The organism is Leptothoe sp. EHU-05/26/07-4, from assembly GCF_043421015.1.
Classification (GTDB): Bacteria; Cyanobacteriota; Cyanobacteriia; order Phormidesmidales; family Phormidesmidaceae; genus Leptothoe; species Leptothoe turfae.
In genome coordinates, this window is sequence record NZ_JAXSQV010000003.1 from 339,090 (window position 1) to 361,107 (window position 22,018).

Consider the following 22,018-nt stretch of genomic DNA (forward strand, 5'->3'; position numbering starts at 1 on the left):
TAGTGATAGCGCATTCGTTATTGATAGGGGTGTTGTTAAAGCTACATTCTAATTCAGGCAAATCACTATTTTTAAGATAGTTTGAGAAGTTTATGAAGCCTGTCAATGTATGACTAATTTCTAGCACCACCCGATAGGGTGTAACACCCGCCCGCTCACCGTATCTAAACATCGATATATAAACAGCTATGAAGCTTTATAAAGTGCTTATCTTCATACAGATAGCTCCCTTGACAGTTACAAATCTCTTGTTAGTCAAGGCTTAGCACAGAATACGTTTGATAATCAGTTGTTAAAGACTGTAACAGATTAACTGCGAAGCGTCTGATTGCGCCAATTTTAGTCAACAATTCTCTAAGAGCATAGTAGTTAATATTTAGTAAGGAACTTGGCACTCTATGGCTTTATCTGACACTCAAATCATCATCGCTTTGCTGATTGCTTTAATTCCCGGTGTTTTGGCCCTTCGTCTTGGCACCGAACTCTATAAGTAGAAGCACGTCAGAAGTACGTCTGACTGATTTCAAGCGGCCCTGCAAGCCATTTGCTTTGGGCCTTAGTGTTTTGCTTTGGGCCATAGATTGAAGCACCAGTTTCCTTCTGAGCCTTGTGGGCGTAATAACCAATCCTTTAGAGCAATGTTTATAGTAGCCTCGGGCAGACTATGCCTGGGGCTATTTTTTAGGGCGTTCCCTGACAATCAAAGGAAAATTATCGCAAAAAGATGAATTTGTGGTGCAAATGAAACAATAGCCCCATAATATGGTCAAGCTGAACAACGTGCTGGGGATATATATCAATGACTCGACGGGCAAAACCAATGGTTATCAGGGGCAAAGCTCGCCAATCGCTGGTTTTGGAGTCTACGGTAAAGCTCACCGTCAATATTCTGCTGGCAGTGGTTGCCACATCTACCATTGCTAAGTTGTTTCCCTACTATCGTCAGCAAAAAGTTGAGCTAGAGCAACTCAACCACTCTATTCTCTCTTTAGAGAGAGAACATGCGGGTATATGGCAGGACTTTAGCCATAATTTTGATCCGGAACAATCGAGCCGCATCATGCGCGAACAAAGCGGCCAAGAGGATCCTAGCCGACACTCAATTGTTCTGATCGATCCTCTCCAAAATTCTCAGCCATCATCTCCCTAACGGCTATCTTCAGCAATCTAGGAAATAACGCACTACAATCTATGGGCAGTCAATTGACAGTCAATAGGCGGAATCCGTGGTTGCCAACGTTAATCCATTTTCTTTTCCATCCAATTCGGACGCCAGTCAAGCAGCCAGTCAGACCATAGACCAGAAACTGGCGGAATTTCAGTTTGACAGCGTTGATGCAGCTCTGGCAGATTTGGCTGCAGGTAAAGCGATTGTTGTCGTCGATGATGAGAATCGCGAAAACGAGGGGGATGTGGTTTGTGCAGCTCAGTTTGCCACCCCCGATATGATCAATTTTATGGCTGTTGAAGCTCGAGGTTTGATTTGCCTTGCCATGACGGGCGATCGCCTGGATGAGCTCGATCTGCCATTGATGGTCAGTGGCAATGGGTTTGAAGATGAAAATGAGCAAACGGCTTTTACCATCAGCATTGACGCTAGTTTGAGCTGGGGCGTAACCACAGGTATTTCGGCAGAAGATCGGGCGCGTACCATTCAAGTTGCCATCAATCCAGAAGCCAAGCCTCAAGATTTACGCCGACCGGGACATATTTTTCCCCTGCGAGCCAAAGAAGGCGGCGTCCTCAAGCGGGCAGGCCACACAGAAGCTGGGGTGGATTTATCCAAACTGGCAAGACTTTACCCTGCAAGCGTTATCTGTGAGATTCAGAACGCTGACGGGTCCATGGCACGACTGCCAGAGCTAATTGATTATGCTAAAAACCATAGCCTGAAACTGATTAGCATTGCCGATTTAATTAGCTATCGCCTGCGTCACGAACGGTTGGTTAAGCGAGAAGCGGTGGCTGATTTACCCACCCAGTTTGGGAAGTTTCAAATCTATGCCTATCGTAATTTGCTGGATAATTCCGAGCATGTGGCCATTGTTAAGGGCAACCCAGACACCTTTGGGACTCAACCTGTCATGGTGCGGGTCCATTCAGAATGCTTGACGGGGGATGCTCTGGGTTCGTTGCGGTGTGACTGTCAGCTACAGCTACAGACAGCGTTGAAAATGATTGAGAATGCAGAGACCGGTGTTGTGGTCTATCTGCGTCAAGAAGGGCGGGGTATTGGTTTAGTCAATAAGCTCAAGGCCTATTCTTTGCAGGATATGGGCTTTGACACCGTTGAGGCCAATGAAAAATTGGGACTCCCTGCGGATCAGCGGAATTACGGCATTGGTGCTCAAATCTTGAACGATCTTGGGGTCCATCAGTTTAAGTTGATTACTAACAATCCCCGTAAGATTGCCGGTCTTAAGGGCTATGGCCTAGAGATGGTGGACCGGATGCCATTGCTGATCGAGGCCAATACGTACAACTCAGACTATCTTTCTACGAAGGCTCACAAACTAGGGCATTTGCTTCTACGGTCGTATTTAGGGACGTTGGCCCTCCACTGGGCACAACCGTTGCCATCGGCCGAGCGCTATGAAAAGGTGAACTCGCTGCGGCAGCTAGCCCATAATTCAGGTCTGCTGTTGCAGGAAGAGGCTCGTTCCATTGCGGTTTCACTGTTTAGTCCCCAAGCCCTGATTGTTAACCTGGGACTGGCGGAACCGGTGGTTAGCAACTGGTATCAACAGCCTGATCATCAATATCGTGGTGCGATCGCAACCCTACTGGAACAGCTCATTCAGTGGTCTGATCTAGAAGAGCTAGACCTGCTTATTGCCAATGGCAGTGACCCATTTACCACACTGCAGGTCGGGTTAGATCGACAGATATTTAGTTGGCAGTCCCCCAATGTCATCGGTGAACAGCTCAGCACGCAAAGGATCTACAGCTTTTCTCGCCACAGCGTTAATGATTAAAAATGTAGAGGCGTTCCATGGAACGCCTCTACATTTTTGTTGATCGTCTCAACTACTTTAGTGATGTGGCGTGCGTCGCTAAGGCATGCGTCACTAAGGCATGCGTCGCCCTAATTGGGGCACCCGTGGTACCGGGGAAGACACCGTAGAAAGCTGCTGGCGACGTTTGGCAGCAGCCACTTCAGGCACCAGGGCAGATACCGCCTCAGCAAATTGTGGATCCCTTGCGGTACCCATCAAATCAGGGTTTCTGGTTAAGGTACTACGTTCATCGGAGGACAGGTCTACTTGAATATCAGGGGTAATGCCTCGACTACTGATATCGGTACCATTGGGTGTAAAGTAATGGGCCACAGTGACAGCAACTCCAGACCCATCAGAAAGACCGTGCAAAGATTGAACCAGGGCTTTACCAAATGTGGGACTGCCTACCACAATGGCACGATCATTATCCCCCAGTGCTCCGGTAACAATTTCACTGGAGCTGGCCGATTCTCCATTGACTAAAACCGCCAAAGGTAACTCAGTCAGATGAGTTCGGTTTGCCGAAATAGCTTCACTGTCGCCGCTGCGATCCACGGTGCGCACAATGGGGCCACGCCGCAACCACATACGAGAAATATCAATACTCGCCTGTAGCAGGCCACCGGGATTATCCCGCAGGTCTAACACAAACGCCTCGGCTCCCTGCTCACTCAGCTCAGCAATAGCCGCTTGCATCTGTTCTGCAGCATGGGCATTGAACTCATCCAGACGAATGTAGCCCACATTGATATTGTTCTGATTTTCCAGCTTGGCATTAACCGTTTGGATTTCTACTCGAGCCCGAGAAAGTACCAATGTCTGAGATTCGCTATTGCGTTCGATGGTTAGCGTAACCTGGGTGTCTGCATCTCCTCGCAGCAGTTGGGACGTCCGCTCTGCACTCAGCAGGTCGGTGGCCCGTCCATCTATCACTAAAATGTGATCCCCAACCTTCAGCCCTGCTTGCTCAGCTGGGGAACCTGCCACAACATCAGTAACCACGATGGCCCCAGCCTCGTTATCACGATTCAAGCGGATACCAATGCCAGAGACCTCACCAGAAGTTTGCTCAGTGAGCTCAGCATATTGATTAGGGCTTAGGAAACGCGTGTAGGGATCATCCAGGCGGCGTAGGGCCCGACGTAACTCTGTGTAAGCGGCTTGGCGTGACGTGTAGTTTTGTCCTAGCAGCTCCTGACGAACCTCAACCCAATCGGTGCGATTAAAGGAATCGTCAACGTACTCGCGATATACAATCTGCCACGCTTCGTCAAGAATCGTCTTAGGTCCATCCGTAAATGCCGCCTCAGCTGGAAATGAGGTAAAAAATGCGGGTGCTAGAATAACTGTTGCGATCGCGCCAGTCGACCGAAGTAACTCTAATGTGGTTTTCATTGAAACAGTTGCGGCAGGGGGTAATGAGATGTTTGCAAGCAATGTAAGAATCTAAACGGAGGAGTAGATTAGCCCAGGATCAAAATGAACGCTAACAAAAATAAATTTTCAAATTATGCAGCTACAAATTTGCAATATTAACGTAAAGTAACCAACCGTTTAGAATCAGCCCCTTACGTACTGAGTTTTTCAGCATAAATACTGGACTTAAATCTAGCGCACGAAACAGGTCAATTACGTAAAACTGCAGTATCTTTATTCAAACCTTACTTTTGTTATGGGCAGAAACAGTGATATCTGAAAGGTTTTGCTAAAGATTTTAACTAGACCAATCAAATTATCTAAATACTACGTCCTCAAAGACTCATAGTCCATCTACAGAGTATGCTTTGGACCGGGGAATTACAGGAGTATATTTACTGAAGCCTGCAGCGAGAGCTATCTACTATGTCAAAGGCCAAGACGTTAAAACGACGTTTAAGGCACGTCGGACTGGGATTACTAGTGGCAGTTACGATTGCTACATTGATTGCCTTCAGTAGTCTATGGCCAGCCAGCCAGCGCCCCACAGATGCTTACCTGGTTTTAGGCGGTAGCATTCGCCGAGAAATGTACATGGCTCAGCTAGCTAGTACCTTTTCAACCGAGATACCCATTTTGGTATCTGCCGGTTCTGCTGACCCCTGCATTCGTTTGCTATTTGAGCAAGCAACGGCGTCTCTAAATCAGGTTTGGCTAGAGAACTGTGCTGAGTCTACCTTTGGTAATTTTGTTTATTCTGTCCCTATTCTAGAGCGCTGGGGAGCTCGTCATGTCACTCTAGTTACCTCTGGCAGCCACACATTTCGAGCTGTCACCCTGGCCCGTATTTTGTTTGGAGCCCAGGGAATTTGGGTCGAGCCCCTGATTGTGGATGAAATTGGCATCCCCGGCAATCAAGAAACGACGCTGAAAAGTACCCTTGATATCAGCCGCAGTTTGCTGTGGGCATTCGTCGCTCAAGTCCATAGGCCTACCTGCCATCGGTTAACCCCTCTGACCGCAGTGAACTTAGAGCAGTGGCGGCAAAAGGGGTTTAAGTGTGAGCATCAGGCGGGGATTGAGGGAAGTTGAAGGAATTTTGAGTTTTTTTATTGGTTATTGGTTATTAGTGAGTTGCTTTTTAAGGGGTACGCACTAGTAAAAGCCTAAGACCTAAGACCTAATAACTCTCCACCACACCTGAATATAAGTAATAGTCCTTAATCTTCACCCCAAACCGCTGTACTGGAATTGTCGTCACTTGCTCCCAGCCAGACTTTAGCGTCAGCGGTCCTGCACCAAAGGGATGCCAGTCGTCGGCTACAACCAGGGCCGATTGGCCAATCAAAGCTCGTTTGCTAGCCCAAACATCAAACTGATCGATGCGATCAGATATGGCTAAAACACGATCGTCATTAAGCGCATAGGCCAGGGCAGAGGCAGAGCGGTAGTCGGTCGTCAACAATAAATTGTGCTGGGGGGCATAGTCTTCGACAACCGCTGCTACCTGGTGCCATCCAAACGACATACGCCCATCGGGATCGCCGTCTGGGCCAAATAGAGCAGTTACTGGTAACAGACAATAGTTAATCACCAGTAGCCAGGCGACAACTACTCCTAAAATTTGCATGCCATTGAGCCAGTCTCGATGACGCGGGGTTTCAAGATTCTTATCAAGGAAAAAGGTGGGGACTAGCGGTATCAATAGCAGGTAGGCCAAAATATTCCAGTAGTAGAGCGCAGTGGAAAACAGCCCCACTAAGGAAAGCGTTCCTGTTGATGTGAGGAATAATCCTAAGGCTATGATGCGATAGGTAGGAGAATTTAAGGGACGTTTGCGCATCACAGACCGTACCATGGCCCAAACTAAAGGGGGTGATAAAATCAGCGCCGCTGTTAGCCAAAAAAACAAAACGGCATCGGGCCGCAACGTGGGACCACCGCCACTGTCAACGCTGCGGGTGAGGTAATACTGAAACGACAGCCAGTCGTTTTGAAAATTCCAAATTAAAATCGGTAGGCTGAAAAGAGATGCGATCGCAACTGCCCCGTACAGTCGCCCATCCCGCAAAAGCCAGCGGAGTTTGGGCTGACTGACAATCGTACCCAGAACCGTTATGCCCACAAATACAGCCGTATATTTACACAAACCGGCCAACCCTAAGGCAGCAGCTCCTCCATAGAGATATCTGCTGTTGCCCTGCCCCGTTAACCACACCCCATCTAAAAATCGTACAAACCAGTAGGCCGATAGTAGAGAGAATGCAATTAGCCACTGATCGTGCCAGGCCAATGTTAAAAATAAAAAATAAAGTGGACTACTCCAACAGCACAGGATGGTAACAACCCATGGGGTATAGAAGCGTCTGCCATAGATATAACGAGTAATTTGATAATAAGCCCAGAAAAATAACCCATTACTTAGCACTGTGGGTAGCCGCAACACAAATTGGGAATGTCCTAAATAAGAAAAAAGCCCCTGCACCCAGGCATGGAACGGTGGATGGTCGTAGTAGGACCAATCTAAACGCTGACCCCACAGCCAGTAGTAAGCCTCATCAGGATTGGGAAACGCCGTCAGCCAATAAACAATATGGGCTAGTAACATTAGCCACAGCCAGGGGGCTTTCAAAAGCCAGGGGGCTTTCAAAAGCCAGGGTGCCTTCAAAATAGGATGGGCCTGCAGTGAGCCTTTTAATTTAAAACTCAAAATACCCTCCGGGAAGCCACTGAAGCGCTTACTCAAATGTGCGCACCAGAATATTCTAGGGCACCTGTCCTCCCTTACTCTTCTTTGCTATGGTCTCACACTCGATTTTACGGGTCGTTCCTAGGGTTCCACCCCATCATCCGCCGCTTCAATATCAATGCCCCAATCCCGCAGGGCTTCGTCTCCGTCGTCAATCAGCTCCTCAGACTCGAACTGGGGTGAAATTACCAGCTCTGAACGTTCTTCTGGATCGCTCCACAGGGTTGGGGTATAAATAATTACAGGTAATTCTGCACCCTTTAATCCACGGATGATGCGCTCTGGGGTTTTGGGAAAGGTAACAAACAGCGGATAGGGCTGCTCTGAGCCCTCATTCATCAGATGTTCATGCCGTGCTGGCATGAGCCATTCATAGTTTTCCGACAGCAATATCTGGGTTTGTCGCCACCGAGATAACAGTTCCGAAAAATCTTCATCTGGACGGTGAATAAAAAGAAGCACATCCACACCAGTTTTGATTTTCCATTCAGGGTCACACATGAGGATGGCCAAATCGCAGGGTAACGTGACCACCTCTCGGCGTTTATTCAAGGGGCCGACGGGACTCTCAATAGCGCGTCGAATACTAATATTAGGTAAGGGAATCGTGACAATGCTTTCCTGGGGGCGGCGCATGCTGGGCAACATTTCTAGATAGGGGCGATACTGCTTGAGCATGGCTAATGCCCCTCGGTAGTTGCTGCACCTTGCAAGCAGATTTTCATAGTCGCCCTGCTGAATAGCCATGGTTGATTGAACGCTGATCAAACAAATCCATTCTAGCTTTCCCAACTGACTACCCACCATTGTCGGGAATTATTGTAGAGGTGTCCCATGGGACACCCCTACAATAATTCCGTAGATCTCTCTGCTAACGCTGAGCGCTCACCCCGGGTTAGCAAAATATGACCTGCTAAAGGCTCATGCTTGAACCGCTCTACCACATAAGCTAAACCATTACTAGCGGCATCCACATAGGGATTGTCGATTTGTGCTGTGTCACCCGTCAAAACAATTTTGGTGCCCTCTCCTGCACGGGTCAAAATAGTCTTAACTTCGTGGGGAGTCAGATTTTGAGCCTCATCAACAATCAAAAACTGTTTCGGTAACGTTCGTCCGCGAATGTAGGTCAACGCTTCGATTTGCAATAGGCCCATTTCCATGAGTTCTTCATGTCCCCTGCGCCAATGGGCGGGTTGACCAACCGGATCTTGAGTGCCAAAAATTAGATCAAAGTTGTCGTACAACGGCTGCATCCAAGGCGTCAGTTTCTCGTTAATATCCCCAGGCAAATAACCAATATCTCGTCCCATGGGTACCACTGGGCGAGATATTAACAACCGACTGTAAGATCTCTCCTCCGATACTTTTTGAACACCTGCCGCAATGGCCAACAGAGTTTTACCCGTACCGGCTTTACCTACTAAAGTCACCAGAGGGATAGTGTCATTTAGTAACAAGTTTAATGCAAACTTTTGTTCTCGGTTACGGGGATGTACTTGAGAGATTCCGGCATAGGGCACTTTTGGCAAGGGAACAATACGTCCTGATTCCCCTTCCACCATGGCCAGTGCAGTGTGGGCTGGATTGTTAACATCCACAAGGGTGAGAGACTGGTTAGGATAGAACTTGCCATCTAATTCCAACGTTCCACCACGAAACAGTTGGCTCAGTTGTTCTGCATCAACCAGTAGCTCCCCTGTCCCAGAATACAGATCGTCAATATCAATTTTGTCGGTTTCATAATCTTCGGCAGCCAGACCTAAGGTATCGGCTTTAATGCGAAGGTTGGCATCTTTACTGACCAAAACCACAGGGCATTGACAGGTTTGTTTGTGCTCTAGGGCAACGGCTAAGATCTCATTGTCGGCCTTATCGCCTTCAAGTTCTAGGGGCAATGAAGAGAGAGTTTCTTGATGACACAAAGAGACCTTGAGAGTACCGTCCCCTTCCAAAAAGATCCCTTCAGTAAGGCTACCCTGCCCGCGCAGTTTGTCTAAGGTACGAGACACTTGACGAGCATTACGGCCAGTTTCATCCAGGGACTTTTTAAACCGATCGAGTTCTTCAACGATGGCAATGGGTAAGATGACGTCGTTTTCCTCGAAACGATAGATGGCTTTAGGATCGTGCAACAGCACATTAGTATCGAGGACAAACGTCTTTTTCATAAATAAGAATCACCCTTGAAGTTCCTTAAAATCCAGATTGGACAGGAACTTCGTTACAACTAAATGACATCAGAAATATATGTACTATTATCTATTAAACTGCATCGGTTTGAGTAGCAAACTACCGTAAAAATGACTTTAATATTTCCCTCACATTTAGTCCTTGACTTAGACTAGTGTCCCCAATAAGGGAATGCTCTAACGGCTATAGCGACGATCAGCAACACCTGAATTTAGCCGTTAATCAGGCGTTATCCTTCTGAGTTCCTGATGGACACTGGTTCCTACCTGCAGGGCTTCGTTGAGAAGTTGAGCATAGTCTCCAGCCATCTCTGAGGCCTGGAGGGACTGTAGGCTGGAGAGATTAGTCTCAATGCTGGCAAATAGTTCATGGCGACGCGCTATAAACCGCTGGTGTTTGCGCATAATCTTATCGCTCGTAAGTCCGCACACTAAACTCTCGCGGGTAAGGTGTAATGCTTCTTTGACAGCATCGGGATTATCTAATGCCAAACGTCTAGATGTGCGATCGGCCTGACGTAATTCTTCTAAAATTTCAACGGCCTTAATCATTTCGTTAAAGCGATCCACCTCATCCAGTAGGTGGCTGAGCACCTTAAGTTGCCGGCCTTTGTAAATGCCATAACTGCCATGGGCAAGGGTAGTGGCGATCGCACCCACCACACCAATACCCATAAACACAACCACCGCCTGCTGGGCCACATTGCGGCCCAGCACTAAACACACCGGCAACCAGAGCACCAGCGCCACAGCCAGCACCAGCCCTTGATTTATCAACCAGGCCCAGCGTAACCGTGGCCGCCGAAAGACTGACAAGCGGGTCCCCCACCCCATGGATAAATCGCTAATATCCAGCCCCGTCAGCTCGTCCAAATCACGATTTGTAATCCGCAAACTATCCAGATTCACGTCGCTCATGTCTGTCTCCGATCCTGTAGAAACGTTCTGTGGAACGTTTCTACAGACCTAATAGGGACCCCAGACTTGTCAAAATCTGAGCGTAGAAGTTCCCCTCAATTTCGGGTCGAAATATCTGAAACGGTTCATTAGGGGCACCGAAAAAGGGACGCAGCGTCCATCCTAATTGTGAACCGACCAACGCATACAAACCTAGCCAACCTAACAATAAACGGTTGCGCAGCTGACTACCTGCTGCATCTTCGCCCACCACCTGGCGCATCCCCTGATAAAACAGACGCACGCCAATCACACCGGTTAGGCCCATCACTGCCACATTGAGTAGCAAAAAGAAGTTATACCCTTGAATTGAAATCAAAAAGAATAAGACCACGGGGGCAAAGCTGAACAGCAGCACGCTAATCACAGCCACTGTGGTCATTAGCATGGCACTATATTGGCGAAAATTTAACTTAGAGCCAAAGAGAATATCAAAGAAATAAAGTGTGGGAAGACAAATGGCTAAGGTAATCAGGTACAAAGCGGGTAGTTTAACCGCCGATGCCATCATCTGTAGCCAGCTGCTGGATGAACCAATGATGGCTCCATACACCCCAAAGAATATACAGCTGACGACCAGCAACGAAAAGATTTTACGCTCCAGTTTGACATCACGCCGAATATCCTCAAGAAACTGATTGCGATCGCGCAATAACTGAATCAAGACAGCAAAATGCTTCATATGATGCTCACCGGAATAACGTCAGAAATACTCCCAGCCAAAGCTACACAGCACTCACTAAAAATTTCGAACGGGTCCGGTGTTTAAAAATAAAGCGTCAGCATTGTTAGCAATGCCGACGCTTTGTCAAACAAATTTATTAACGGGCTTTAGCAGGGAGAATGCCATCCGTTGAACAATCTCAATGGCCTACTCTCCAATCACGGTGATTGCCCGCACTCCGTACTGGAGCTATCACCTATGACCCTTGAGCCTTGAGCTGTTCAATTTCTTGACGAATGGCCGATAATTGCTCAGTCAACGCCTTAATTTCAGCCTGAATACCGCTGTCTGTCACAGGCTTAGCCACTGTATTGACAGTGGCATTGCTAGCAGAAGACGGGGCAAAGGGATTAGGGAACTGATCGTTAAAGTTACTACTAACGCTATCAACAAACTCACGCGCTTCTTTCTCGGTGACCGCGCCTTTTACTTCTAACTCATCGGTGAGCCGATTAAAATCTGTACCAATATCAGAAAATTTGTTAGCAGACGCCTGAGGATCTTGAATAGCCTCGACTGCAGACGCTGCTGCCCCTAGAGAAACCCGAAAACTTTTTTGAATAAACTCAGTAAAAGTATCAAAATTCATGACTCAAGTCGATCTAAACGCCTAATCACCGCGAGCATACATTATAAACACCATTGAACAGACTTACTCTGGTCAGATACATAGCTCAATACCCCGCTGTTGGACCTAGAGGCCAAGACATTGCCGAGCCATCCAACCAATCTGCTCTCCAATCTGAACTCGGTACCAACCGCGCCCTGCTTCCCCCAGCAATGTCACCTGCCTGCCATTTCTGTAGGTTCCAATCACACGGTATTGAATGCCCCCTTGACTGCGCAAATTACAGGCATTGTAAGGAGCTGGAGCTTGGATCACCCGTACTTGCTGCGCTTGCCCAGGGCTTCCTAGTATCAAAGAAGCCATTGGTATCAGCATTAATCCGCTCCATCGCAGTCTTTTCAGAGAAATAGACCTTGGAGAGAGTTGAGTCCCTAATTTAGTAGTCATTTGCTAATAAAGCCTTCACGAGGTTTCCATAGCAGCTCTTTATATTTAATTCTAACCAGAAAAATTTATGCTTCAACAATTAAGCGAATGATACATATTTTTCTAAAGTATTAATAAATAAGTCACGCTGTTAAAGGTGTGAGCAGGGCTGTTAAGCCAAGAAGATTACGCTGTTAGAATCAATGTGATTCCAAATACAAACAATTAGGACTACGTATGCGCTCATATCTTGTCGCGGTTGTAGATGGTGCCCAAGCTCGTTTTTTTACCCTTAACGGAACTGAGTTTTCTGATCAGGGACAATCAGGCCCCCATTTAACCGAGCACAGTAGCCTGAATAATGCCGAAAAGCCCATAACCACCAAAGGGCCTAGCAACAATCTAATTGGGCGGAAACACCACGGCAATCGCCACGAAAAAACAACACAGTTTACAGAAACCAATCGCCGCTTTGCCAGTAAGGTTTTACAGCACATTGGCAGCATGGCCCAAAGCTTCTCTGGCTATGACCTCGTATTGGTAGCAGAGCCTCATATTTTAGGAACGTTACGTGAGTCTGTTCAAAACTATGTGCCAGGAACAATGACCATTAACGAGTTATCCAAAGATCTCTGCCGTTTAAATGCCCATGAACTCCACAAATATCTGACCAGCAAACAGATGTTGCCTGGTCCCAAACGCATGGCTAGTCAATAAAAACAGCTCCATGCCAAGTCTTTAAAGTATTCGATCAATTTGAATCATTATTTTCCCTGTGGATGATCCTTTTTAAGATCTACTGTCCATGAGGGTTTGACAGTTACAGGCGACACATTTTATTGCCAGCGACATGGCAATAAATAGTTACACTTGTTATTGTAAAGACAATGTGTGCAAAATCCCTTTACAGGGCTTAACCATGCTTAGAGTATTTAGCATGTCACGAATGTCGCCCGTTGTTTGGTATGGAAGGAATGATAGACGCCTTTAAGGCTGTCCAAAAATACAGTCTGCTACAGCGTCTAATGCTGGTTGTTGCTATTGGGCATCGATCAGCTAGCTATTCACGCAACGCATACCCCTCAATTTTCTGTCAGTAATATAGGCTACTGACAGAAAATTGTTGATTTAAAGCTGTTGTTAATGAGGTTTTTTATGCTGATGGAATCCTGTCCCTGCTGTGGCGTTCAATTACTACGTCATGCTAGTAAATCTGGCCCTTTTTTACGCTGTGGCAGCTGTCGATTTGAAATTCCTGAAGAACTCCCATCCGTCACTGATAAAACATCTGAGTCTGCTGGTAGTCTACTGGACAAACTAGAGGCTGGTTTACTGGATAGTTTGGATGTTGAAACAGCAACAGTATCGTAGCTACCCGTAAACATTGCAGGTTTGATTTTTCTGTAAAACCGTGATTTAAAATCTGAAACCAAAAGCTGTGATCGATGCTTTAAGTAAGATCACAGCTTTGTTTTAGGCATTTAAAGGATGTTGTATTCTGAAATAAGTGGCGTAGTTGCCTGAACTCCCTGGCTGTAACTGATTTGCTATGTCTCAATCCGAGTATGTTCTAGCTCAGCAAACTCTTGATGTACTCACAAATTTAAGCTACCGCGATCGCAATCTTACCCACTATCTAAATCAATTAGCCCAGGGAGTTCAGAGTATTTTAGGGACAGACTGGGCTGTGGTCACCCTTTGTTGGGATAATTCAGAACGAATTCTGGCCAGTACCCTTGACTTAAACGACGATCCAGAAGCCGTGTATGAGTTGCATGGCACCCTAACGGACAAAGTGGTGAAAACGGGATGTCCGCTGACGGTGGAAAACTTTATTGTCGATCGCAGCCATGGTGAAGGACCGGAGGGATATTCTGCCTATTTGGGCGTCCCACTGCGGACGGTGACGGGTAAGACCATTGGTACAATTTGTAGCTTTAGCCAACAACCACGACCGTTTTCTAACGAGCTCATCAGTATGGCAGAGCTTTTTGCTGAGCGAGCGGCAACGGCCATTGATAATCATCAACTATGGCAACAACAACAGAAATTTAACGAAGCGCTAGAAGCAGAAGTGATCAAACGGACCCAGGAGCTGCGTGCAGCCCAGTCTAAACTGATGACAATCAATGCTGAATTAGAGCAACGGGTGCTCCAGCGTACGGCGGAACTGACAGAGCTGAATGCTCAGCTTAAAGACAGTGAAGAGCACTTACGCCGAATTTTCGATGCTTCAAACGACGCTATTTTTGTCATTGATCCCACTAGCGATCGCGTTTTGGAAGCGAACCCTCAAGCCACGCAACTACTGGGTTACAGCCACCAAGAACTACTGGAGAGTGTTCACATTTCCAGTATTCATCCCCAAGAGATGCCACAATTTTTGGCCTTTGCCGAATCGGTGTTGCAAACAGGTCAAGGCTGGACGGATCAGCTCACTTGTCTGACCAAATCTGGTATCACCGTACCCGCAGAAATTTCTGCCTCGACGATAGAGTATGCCGAGCGGATATGTGTGGTGGCGATTGTCAGGGATATTCGCGATCGCAAACGTGCCGAACAGGCCCTGGCGGCGTTGGCAGAAGTGGGGGAATTGGCCTCTATGATTGTTCATGAGGTGCGTAATCCCCTCACCACGGTCAAGATGGGGTTAGGTGCCCTGCGTAACGCTGATCTCTCCGAGAGAAATGCGATGCGTCTGAACTTGGCCGCTGCGGAAGCTGAGCGTTTAGAGTCCCTGTTAAACGAGATTTTACTCTATGCCAAACCACAAAAATTGCAAACTACCCACGTTAATCTAACTGAGTTAACGACTGAGGTGTTAGACACCCTCAGGGTTCAACCCCTTGCAACAGGTCGATCGATGGTGTTAAAAACCACTGACAAACAGGTAATCATCCAGGGGGATGCAGACAAGTTGAAACAGGTGTTGATCAACTTGGTGAGTAATGCTTGTGAAGCAATTGAGCCAGGCAGTGCGGTGACTTGCTATTTGGAGACAGAGCCCGGTCAGGTGTGTTTACGTATTCACAATGGCGGCGAGCTAATTCCGCCAGATGTGTTGCCCAAGTTGACCAAGCCATTTTTTACGACAAAATCTACAGGTACAGGATTGGGTTTAGCGATTGTAAAACGGATTGTGGAGGCCCATGGGGGGTATTTTACGATTGAGTCGACGGCGGCAACAGGGACGGTGATATCGGTGGTGTTTAGGATGGCTGAAACTAATTAACTCTTGATAAGGGTCCTTTAAAGCTACAGGTTACAAGCATAGTTATCGCCCATCGCTACTGATAAAATGCTCAATCTAGCCGAATCTACTACAAAGCGAAGCTACTCTCTACTCTGATAATGATGATGTTTGGGCCCAGTGTAGACAGACACTGATCAGACGGTTGTGCGATCGCACCCTTTAACCATCATCAAACTAACTCAGAACTGCACTGTCTTTAATAACCTCGTTCTAACCAATAGGAATCCATTAGTTGGACGATTTAGACACATTTATATAAATAAGCTAAGCCAGGAACTATATGTAGCAAACTGTAGCAAACTTGTGAGCTACGAAACATTGAAACAAATACTACCAACTAAGTCTTCCCTGGATTGTTTTATCCTCTTTTAGAGAAATCTTCTGGCTCAATTTGCCAAAGCCGCTCTAGCTGCCTTAATTGATGCAACCGTTGAGACTCAGTATTTTGGACCCAACGATATAATTCAGTTGGAGTCTCAATGGTGTCAAAGAAATAATTACTCGACGGCTCAGATAAATTCCTAGAAGCAGAGTTTGACTCAGAAAAAATAACCTGGAGCATTTCAGACTCAATGTGCTTTAGATCACCCGAGGAAAACATCATAGGATAAGCAGTAGCTATCGTAAACTTTGGAAAAAACTTAGAACTCATGATGGTTTAATCTATCTGCACAGTGCAACAAATTCACTGTTGCAGTCATCCTTGACATAAACAATCCGGAAAAGTTCATGTTTATTCAGTTTTCATCAACAGTTTATTCAGATTAATTTTTATCAATGACAGCGTAAAAAGCTTGTGGATTGACTTTGAGCTTTATTTGCAAAGGATAAATATTAACAAAACGTGGCTCTTAACACGCCGTTTAGCATTTCACTACTTAGAACACCAACCAGTGTCGCAGACAGCACAAATTAGTTCTGTATCAAAGAGCCTGCTACCAAATTGTCAAACGGAATAGCCGCAAACATTAGATTGCACAATGACTTATTTCTTTAAGCTGTATGATACTTGTCACTATGCGCCACGCTATCAATGGTTAGGGCTCTAACGACAGCTCTAGTTGAATATTGCAACGCTCATAGGGAGACGCTGGACCAACAATCTTTTGAAATCCCAGTTTCTGATAAAGGCTAATGGCTGGTTTTAATGTGGTATTGCTTTCTATATAAAGCGTTTTCGCACCTAATTCATGACCTTTACGGATGGCCGCTTGACCTAATGACCAACCAATACCTCTACCTTGCATATCTGCTGCAACAGCCATTTTAGACAGCTCGTAGCGAGTATCATCTATTTTTACCAGAGAGCAGGTACCGACAATTTTGTTCTCATATCGAGCCATGTAAATGTGCCCCCCTGGTGCCAATATTTTTTGATCAGGATGTTCTAGATACTGGCGATCTGACTCTTCGACGGTAAAGTAATGCTCAATCCAGGTGTAGTTTAGCTGCTTAAAGTCGTCGTGAAACTCTGGCCTGTAGTCAATAATCTCAATTTGCTGCTGCTCACGTAGCTTACGGGCATCTCGCACACGCACAAGAAAGTTCTTTTCATCTAGCAAAAATTCAACCTCTTCCAAGGCTTTCCAGAGATTGAATTGGGTTTCTGAAAGTAAAGATTCAACGGCCTGAGCAACATCACTATATTGCTTATCTATCTTGGGGATTAACTGCCTGCCTGTTTCAGATAAGCGAACAATAGTTACCCTGGCGTCTTTTTGGCTTTTATCGGTAATCACTAACTCTTTTTTCTTCATTTCTTTGACAATCTGGCTCACTGATGGGTGGGAATGACCAATGGTTTGAGCGATCTCCGTAATGGAAGCACCTGGCTGATGGGAAAGCACATAAAAAACAGGAAACCATTTGGGATCAAGATCCACATCGTATAGAGCATAGACTTCGGTAGCATCCTCCAGCAGCTTTTCCCCTAAGCGGCGGAGACGACTTCCCAAGGCCATTTTGCCCACCTGCTGATAAAAATTCATAACCTTGAAGGTAATTACGTAATTGATTACATAATAATGTAGAGCCATTTTCTGATATCGACTTACAAATTTCCAGTTAAGGTTTTGTAATCTATTGCTTATGGGAAAATGGCTATTCACCGGGATGTAGCATCAAGGAAAATGCTGATATGCTGGACGATGCACGGTTAGTCTGGGACTTACAACGGGCCACTCAAATTGCTCAGGGATTTTCTAGTTCCCTTGATCAAGAGGACATTGCCCGCATAGCCACAGAGGGTTTAATAGAGCAGTTTAACTGTGCCTTTGCACGAATTTGGTTGATTGAGCCCGATCGTAAACTGTTGCGACTGGTGGCATCCTCGGGGCTGTATACGCGCACAGACGGTTCGTTTAGCCGTATCCCCATGGGGGAATTAAAAATTGGCAAAATTGCGCAAAATCGTGTTGCTCTTTTGAGCAACCACTTAGCCGAGGAATCCTGGATTCGATATCCTGAATGGGCGATCGCTAATGATATTACTAGCTTTGCTGGCTATCCTTTAGCCAATGCTGACAAGGTGATTGGCGTATTGGCCGTCTTTGGCCATCATCCCATGGGGGCAGAATTTTTAGAAGTTTTGTTGGGGTTTTGTACCACATTAACGGTGGCATTAGAGATGGCCTCGCTGCATCAAAAAGAAACTCACCCTTCACCCGTAACTATTCCCGCAAACACCCTTACTGAGTTTTCACTCTCTGACAGCCTCGCACAGATACTGGGGTCGATAAAGTTGACAGTTTTAGGAACAGAGCGCGCCCTCGATTTATCCCAGACTCAACTATTCCTAAAGGTTGCTGAAATTCTTAAAACCCTCGATTGTACCTACTGTCGTTTAGCCTATGACATCAAGTCGGTAGCCTTAGAGGCAATAGTGACAACCACATCTTTGATGTACCAGGAACAACAAGCTTGGGAAGCTTTAGTATTTGGGAATTTAACCTCAATTGCTACCTATTTTGGTGGCTCCCTGAAGATTAATGCCGAAACTAGCATTAATGCTCTGCACATATCCCTGGCATTTCCAGCGGTAGTGAGTCTTCCAGAAGTATCGCTGAACATTCAATGTCGCTTACCACTCTTGCAAACTGGCTTTACCCAACTAGCACATTTGGCCGGGATCACAGTACAGATGACTCAGGAACGTCATATTCCTTTGTTAACGGATCAGGTTGATTTAGTCGGTAGTTGCGATCGCATCATTTGGCTTCATCACAATGCCAACATCAGACCGGATGGGGTCAATGCCCAAGTCACACTTTCCACCACAGCCAACCAACTACGAGTTGCTGTAGAAGCAGTCATAAAAGGAGAGGAATGGGGTCTTGGCAACAAGGGTAGTCAACCACAACTGCGGCTTTCCAATCGAGAACAAGAGGTGATTGGATTACTGACCCAGGGATTTCGAGATCGCGACATTGCAGAGCAGCTCCACATTAGCGACAGTACCGTCAAGTTTCATATCAACAATATCTTAGCTAAAGTCAAAGCCAAAACCCGATTGCAGGCACTGTATCAGTTAATAAATACCCATGGACTTAATTTGTGAGAGCCGTCAGTCATCTCTTTTCTCCTTAAACAGCCTGCAACCTATCCAGCCCAATACGATTGCAAAAGGGCCCAAAGCGTTCACCGGGTTTGCGATTGGCTTGAAAATAACGAAATATCGGTTCTAAAAAAGTTTCTAAGTTTTCAATCTGTAGGCTTGGGCCATAGGGTTGGGCTAATGCTGTTCCATCAGGAGTTCCGCCTAGCCAAACCTGATAGCTGCCAGGTCCCTTGCCCACTAGACCTAATTCCGCTAAATAGGGACGGACACAGCCATTGGGACAGCCTGTCATACGAATGATCAGGGGTTCATCTGCCAGATCTAGCGTTTCTAGTAATTGATTAATTCGCTGCAAAATCGCTGGAAATACTCGTTCTGATTCAGTGATGGCTAAACCACAGGTGGGGAATGCTGGACACGCCATACCATAGCGAATCAGGCCATTGAGTTGATCTGGATGACTAGTCAAACCGTGTTTTTCTAAAATTGTTTCAATGACATGGCGCTGAGATCGCTGAATATCGCAGAGGAGAACATTATGGTGAGGGGTCAACCGCAAGGGGACGTTAAACTGTCCTACAATTTCCCGCAAAGCCGTTTTTAACCTCAGGCTACCCTGATCTTGAATCCGTCCATTCTCAACTAAGAGGCCGAGAAATAGATTGCCATTTCCTTGCTCGTGCCAGCCAAGAAAGTCTTGGTATTGCCAGGGAGGAAGGTCCTTAAATGGTTGTAAAGGTTTGCCAAAATAGCCTTCGACCTTGGTCTTAAACGTATCGATGCCCCAATCGTGGATCAGGTATTTCATTCTGGCATGGAGCCGATTCGTGCGATCGCCATAGTCTCGTTGTAGTGCACCAATGGCTCTAAGTAAGGAGTAAATGTCATCCTTATGGACATAGCCCAGGGGATCAGACAGACGAGCAAACGTTTCTTCTTTATTATGGGTACGCCCCATGCCTCCACCGGTTAGGACATTAAATCCCTCCAGCTCACCATTTTGATCAGTTATGACAACTAGACTAATATCGTGGGTATACACATCAACAGAGTTATCCCCTGGTACGGTCACGCAGCACTTAAACTTTCTGGGTAAATAGTGAGGACCGTAGAAAGGCTCAGTGATGTTGGAGCTGCCGTTATTATTTAAAACTTGTTGTCGAGCTGCATTTGGGTTGAGATCTTCTTCAGCGCTGATTGCCTTGTCGCCATCTAGCCAAATCTCATAGTATGCCCCTGTTTGTGGCGTGAATAAATTAGCCACATTATTGGCATATTCCCAAGCATATTGATAGTCTGAGCGCTGTGTAAACGGAGCGGGAGGGGCCATCACATTGCGATTCAGATCACCACATGCCCCCAGGGTTGAGCCCATATTGTTGATAATATCAGCAATGACAGTTTTCAAGTCTTGCTTGAGTACCCCATGCATTTGAAAGGCTTGACGGCTTGTTGCTCTCAGGGTTTGATTACCGTAACTCTCTGATAAATGATCTAATGTTAAATAGAGCTGCGGGGGCACAATTCCACCGGGCGTTCGTGTGCGCAGCATCAGTTGATAGTCTTTCCCTTGCCCTTTGACTCGGTTATCACGGTTATCCTGTTGATAAGAACCATGAAACTTGAGAATTTGCTGGGCAGCTTCACTAAAATGGTTCGTATCTTGTAATAATTCTGTTGCTAAGGGTTCGCGCAAAAAATTACTATTTGCCTTTATCTTTTCTATTTTCGAGAGTTTTCTCTGAGAGGTTCCTTTAGAGGATTTTTGAGCGCCCATCTTCTTCTAGACCGAGAAACAATAGTTCAGATATGGTCATATCCAAACCGAATTCTGTTACAGCTTAAGCGTACTGAAGTAGGCACCGTAACCCTATATTTTAGGAGTATTGAGAGCAGTTTTAAAGCGAGACTGATTGTGAATTTCAATATTGTCCACAGTCTATGCAGACCAGGATGTCAAGTAATCGAGCTTAAGCAAACAGCGGCCATATACAACAGGGTTACTATTGATTTTGCCAGGGTTTCACCCCTGAATTATGGGTAATTTTCAGCCAGTGACGGTTTATACCTATGGATTTCGCCAGGGCAAATATTTGTTGTTAGTGCCAGGTGACCCAGGTTGACTTTAATGACTATGATCGTCAAATACCCATAGGTGCCGTACAATCATCTTGACAGCACCTCCATAGAAGGAGGCTTAGATAGAGGATGTTTGGATAGAGGAGGCTTAGATAGAGGAGGCTTAGATAGAGGAGGCTTAGACAGAGGCACCGACAGTAAACATTAACCATAGAGCATTAGCCTGATTTATGATTGAAAGCCTGATACCAACCGTTTCAGAGGTGGCCCAGTATCAGAAACAGATGTTTATGGATGAAAACATTGTCTTTAAGACTAAAACAGACAAGTTTGACATTGTTTCTGACGTGGATATGAGATCGCAACGCATCCTCTTAGCAGCCATTGAAAAAGACTTTCCCGCCTCTGGTATCGTGGCTGAAGAAATCGGACAGGATAAACCATCCCAAGATGGCACCTGGTTTTTGGTAGATCCCCTAGATGGTACCGCCAACTTTAAGGCAGGCATTCCTCTATGGGCCATTTCCATTGGCTTTGTGAAAGATGGTGCCATCAGCAGTGGAATTATCTCATTGCCATTTACAAGGGAACTCTTTTTTAGCCAGGACAGTGTGCCGATTATGAAACCGTTAAAGACCTTAGCTTCAGCTGAGTTCTACGGTATCGACAGCACGTTTGAAAATCAACCCTTGCATGGATTAACGCTCAAACGTCGACAGTTAGGTGCGGCTGTGCCTACGTTGATGTGGTGCTGTGATTCTCGCCATCGTCAACGCCCACGGTTAGACTTTGCCTTGATGGGTAAGGGCTCTTTTTGGGATGTCTGTGGTGCGATCGCATTTCTTAAACAGAAAGGTGGAGCCCTGATTGATGCCACCGGGCAAGACTTTACCGAGTGCTCAGATGTATTTCAGACATTGGGGGGACTGCAAAAACTTCGCACCTACAACTTTCGATATGTCGCCAGTGCTAACAAACATGTTGCCCAGGAGATATATCAGCGTTATTTAAAGACCTAAAAGGACAGTCCCATGCAGAAAGATACGCCCTATTACGCCTCCAGACTATTGGTGTTCTCATTTCTCATCAGTTCTCACAT

The 22,018-nt window shown here is 46.2% G+C and carries 20 protein-coding genes; 9 read left to right on the forward strand and 11 right to left on the reverse strand.

Features of this window, described 5'->3' with window-relative positions; all coding sequences use genetic code 11:
* The first annotated feature begins 398 nt into the window (after window positions 1-398).
* From psaM to ribBA, 3 genes are all read left to right on the forward strand, one after another.
* Window positions 399-494 carry a photosystem I reaction center subunit XII gene (psaM, locus tag U2F10_RS09265; RefSeq protein WP_006514064.1) on the forward strand — a complete coding sequence of 32 codons (96 nt, stop codon included), beginning with the start codon at window positions 399-401 and terminating at the stop codon, window positions 492-494.
* A 305-nt stretch (window positions 495-799) separates the two neighbouring features.
* A complete protein-coding gene (locus U2F10_RS09270; RefSeq protein WP_163664158.1) occupies window positions 800-1,150 on the forward strand; it encodes a slr1601 family putative cell division protein in 351 nt (116 codons plus the stop codon).
* A 76-nt stretch (window positions 1,151-1,226) separates the two neighbouring features.
* A complete protein-coding gene (ribBA, locus tag U2F10_RS09275; RefSeq protein ID WP_431732021.1) occupies window positions 1,227-2,975 on the forward strand; it encodes a bifunctional 3,4-dihydroxy-2-butanone-4-phosphate synthase/GTP cyclohydrolase II in 1,749 nt (582 codons plus the stop codon).
* 93 nt (window positions 2,976-3,068) lie between these two features.
* On the opposite strand, the gene U2F10_RS09280 is transcribed toward ribBA, so the two are convergent.
* Window positions 3,069-4,394 (reverse strand): S41 family peptidase, encoded by a 1,326-nt coding sequence (locus U2F10_RS09280; protein ID WP_163664161.1) that lies wholly within the window; start codon window positions 4,392-4,394, stop codon window positions 3,069-3,071.
* Window positions 4,395-4,841: 447 nt separating this feature from the next.
* Here U2F10_RS09280 and U2F10_RS09285 point away from each other — a divergent pair, with 447 nt between their 5' ends.
* Entirely contained in the window at window positions 4,842-5,507 is a 666-nt protein-coding gene (locus tag U2F10_RS09285) for a YdcF family protein (protein WP_163664162.1), read from the forward strand.
* 88 nt (window positions 5,508-5,595) lie between these two features.
* Here U2F10_RS09285 and U2F10_RS09290 read toward each other — a convergent pair whose 3' ends face one another.
* The 7 genes from U2F10_RS09290 to U2F10_RS09320 all read right to left on the reverse strand — a co-directional run bounded on the left by U2F10_RS09290 (window position 5,596) and on the right by U2F10_RS09320 (window position 11,968).
* Entirely contained in the window at window positions 5,596-7,161 is a 1,566-nt protein-coding gene (locus U2F10_RS09290; protein WP_499871819.1) for an ArnT family glycosyltransferase, read from the reverse strand.
* A gap of 84 nt (window positions 7,162-7,245) precedes the next feature.
* A complete protein-coding gene (locus U2F10_RS09295; protein WP_163664164.1) occupies window positions 7,246-7,911 on the reverse strand; it encodes a hypothetical protein in 666 nt (221 codons plus the stop codon).
* 98 nt (window positions 7,912-8,009) lie between these two features.
* Window positions 8,010-9,335, reverse strand: a complete 1,326-nt coding sequence (locus U2F10_RS09300; RefSeq protein ID WP_163664166.1) for a PhoH family protein — start codon at window positions 9,333-9,335, stop codon at window positions 8,010-8,012.
* Between the two features lie 240 nt (window positions 9,336-9,575).
* A complete protein-coding gene (locus tag U2F10_RS09305; RefSeq protein ID WP_163698556.1) occupies window positions 9,576-10,274 on the reverse strand; it encodes a hypothetical protein in 699 nt (232 codons plus the stop codon).
* 40 nt (window positions 10,275-10,314) lie between these two features.
* Window positions 10,315-10,995, reverse strand: a complete 681-nt coding sequence (locus tag U2F10_RS09310; RefSeq protein ID WP_006514074.1) for a hypothetical protein — start codon at window positions 10,993-10,995, stop codon at window positions 10,315-10,317.
* Window positions 10,996-11,233: 238 nt separating this feature from the next.
* Entirely contained in the window at window positions 11,234-11,626 is a 393-nt protein-coding gene (locus tag U2F10_RS09315; protein ID WP_163664171.1) for a hypothetical protein, read from the reverse strand.
* A gap of 105 nt (window positions 11,627-11,731) precedes the next feature.
* Window positions 11,732-11,968: an SH3 domain-containing protein gene (locus tag U2F10_RS09320; RefSeq protein ID WP_163664173.1), complete on the reverse strand. Its 237-nt coding sequence runs from the start codon at window positions 11,966-11,968 to the stop codon at window positions 11,732-11,734.
* A gap of 300 nt (window positions 11,969-12,268) precedes the next feature.
* On the opposite strand from U2F10_RS09320, the gene U2F10_RS09325 reads away from it, so the two are divergent.
* The 3 genes from U2F10_RS09325 to U2F10_RS09335 all read left to right on the forward strand — a co-directional run bounded on the left by U2F10_RS09325 (window position 12,269) and on the right by U2F10_RS09335 (window position 15,263).
* Window positions 12,269-12,748: a host attachment protein gene (locus tag U2F10_RS09325; RefSeq protein ID WP_163664175.1), complete on the forward strand. Its 480-nt coding sequence runs from the start codon at window positions 12,269-12,271 to the stop codon at window positions 12,746-12,748.
* Window positions 12,749-13,186: 438 nt separating this feature from the next.
* Entirely contained in the window at window positions 13,187-13,402 is a 216-nt protein-coding gene (locus tag U2F10_RS09330; protein WP_499871820.1) for a hypothetical protein, read from the forward strand.
* Between the two features lie 178 nt (window positions 13,403-13,580).
* The gene (locus U2F10_RS09335; protein ID WP_499871822.1) at window positions 13,581-15,263 is read left to right on the forward strand and encodes an ATP-binding protein; all 1,683 of its coding nucleotides are present in this window, start codon (window positions 13,581-13,583) and stop codon (window positions 15,261-15,263) included.
* Window positions 15,264-15,642: 379 nt separating this feature from the next.
* Here the strand turns inward: U2F10_RS09335 and U2F10_RS09340 are convergent, their stop codons facing one another.
* Entirely contained in the window at window positions 15,643-15,888 is a 246-nt protein-coding gene (locus tag U2F10_RS09340) for a hypothetical protein (protein ID WP_163664179.1), read from the reverse strand.
* Window positions 15,889-16,321: 433 nt separating this feature from the next.
* Window positions 16,322-17,272, reverse strand: a complete 951-nt coding sequence (locus U2F10_RS09345; RefSeq protein WP_163664181.1) for a bifunctional helix-turn-helix transcriptional regulator/GNAT family N-acetyltransferase — start codon at window positions 17,270-17,272, stop codon at window positions 16,322-16,324.
* A 149-nt stretch (window positions 17,273-17,421) separates the two neighbouring features.
* Here U2F10_RS09345 and U2F10_RS09350 point away from each other — a divergent pair, with 149 nt between their 5' ends.
* Window positions 17,422-18,840 (forward strand): LuxR C-terminal-related transcriptional regulator, encoded by a 1,419-nt coding sequence (locus tag U2F10_RS09350; RefSeq protein WP_163664183.1) that lies wholly within the window; start codon window positions 17,422-17,424, stop codon window positions 18,838-18,840.
* Between the two features lie 25 nt (window positions 18,841-18,865).
* Here U2F10_RS09350 and sir read toward each other — a convergent pair whose 3' ends face one another.
* A complete protein-coding gene (sir, locus tag U2F10_RS09355) occupies window positions 18,866-20,617 on the reverse strand; it encodes a sulfite reductase, ferredoxin dependent (protein WP_499058459.1) in 1,752 nt (583 codons plus the stop codon).
* A gap of 532 nt (window positions 20,618-21,149) precedes the next feature.
* On the opposite strand from sir, the gene U2F10_RS09360 reads away from it, so the two are divergent.
* A complete protein-coding gene (locus U2F10_RS09360; RefSeq protein ID WP_163698544.1) occupies window positions 21,150-21,938 on the forward strand; it encodes an inositol monophosphatase family protein in 789 nt (262 codons plus the stop codon).
* Window positions 21,939-22,018 lie beyond the last annotated feature (80 nt).

What these genes read in the sequence shown, in the direction of transcription:
- psaM (WP_006514064.1), top strand. Translation starts at nt 399, where the DNA reads ATGGCTTTATCTGACACTCAAATCATCATCGCTTTGCTGATTGCTTTA.
- U2F10_RS09270 (WP_163664158.1), top strand. Translation starts at nt 800, where the DNA reads ATGACTCGACGGGCAAAACCAATGGTTATCAGGGGCAAAGCTCGCCAA.
- U2F10_RS09280 (WP_163664161.1), bottom strand. Translation starts at nt 4,394, where the DNA reads ATGAAAACCACATTAGAGTTACTTCGGTCGACTGGCGCGATCGCAACA.
- U2F10_RS09285 (WP_163664162.1), top strand. Translation starts at nt 4,842, where the DNA reads ATGTCAAAGGCCAAGACGTTAAAACGACGTTTAAGGCACGTCGGACTG.
- U2F10_RS09295 (WP_163664164.1), bottom strand. Translation starts at nt 7,911, where the DNA reads ATGGCTATTCAGCAGGGCGACTATGAAAATCTGCTTGCAAGGTGCAGC.
- U2F10_RS09300 (WP_163664166.1), bottom strand. Translation starts at nt 9,335, where the DNA reads ATGAAAAAGACGTTTGTCCTCGATACTAATGTGCTGTTGCACGATCCT.
- U2F10_RS09305 (WP_163698556.1), bottom strand. Translation starts at nt 10,274, where the DNA reads ATGAGCGACGTGAATCTGGATAGTTTGCGGATTACAAATCGTGATTTG.
- U2F10_RS09310 (WP_006514074.1), bottom strand. Translation starts at nt 10,995, where the DNA reads ATGAAGCATTTTGCTGTCTTGATTCAGTTATTGCGCGATCGCAATCAG.
- U2F10_RS09315 (WP_163664171.1), bottom strand. Translation starts at nt 11,626, where the DNA reads ATGAATTTTGATACTTTTACTGAGTTTATTCAAAAAAGTTTTCGGGTT.
- U2F10_RS09320 (WP_163664173.1), bottom strand. Translation starts at nt 11,968, where the DNA reads ATGGCTTCTTTGATACTAGGAAGCCCTGGGCAAGCGCAGCAAGTACGG.
- U2F10_RS09325 (WP_163664175.1), top strand. Translation starts at nt 12,269, where the DNA reads ATGCGCTCATATCTTGTCGCGGTTGTAGATGGTGCCCAAGCTCGTTTT.
- U2F10_RS09330 (WP_499871820.1), top strand. Translation starts at nt 13,187, where the DNA reads ATGCTGATGGAATCCTGTCCCTGCTGTGGCGTTCAATTACTACGTCAT.
- U2F10_RS09335 (WP_499871822.1), top strand. Translation starts at nt 13,581, where the DNA reads ATGTCTCAATCCGAGTATGTTCTAGCTCAGCAAACTCTTGATGTACTC.
- U2F10_RS09340 (WP_163664179.1), bottom strand. Translation starts at nt 15,888, where the DNA reads ATGATGTTTTCCTCGGGTGATCTAAAGCACATTGAGTCTGAAATGCTC.
- U2F10_RS09345 (WP_163664181.1), bottom strand. Translation starts at nt 17,272, where the DNA reads ATGAATTTTTATCAGCAGGTGGGCAAAATGGCCTTGGGAAGTCGTCTC.
- U2F10_RS09350 (WP_163664183.1), top strand. Translation starts at nt 17,422, where the DNA reads ATGCTGGACGATGCACGGTTAGTCTGGGACTTACAACGGGCCACTCAA.
- sir (WP_499058459.1), bottom strand. Translation starts at nt 20,617, where the DNA reads ATGGGCGCTCAAAAATCCTCTAAAGGAACCTCTCAGAGAAAACTCTCG.
- U2F10_RS09360 (WP_163698544.1), top strand. Translation starts at nt 21,150, where the DNA reads ATGATTGAAAGCCTGATACCAACCGTTTCAGAGGTGGCCCAGTATCAG.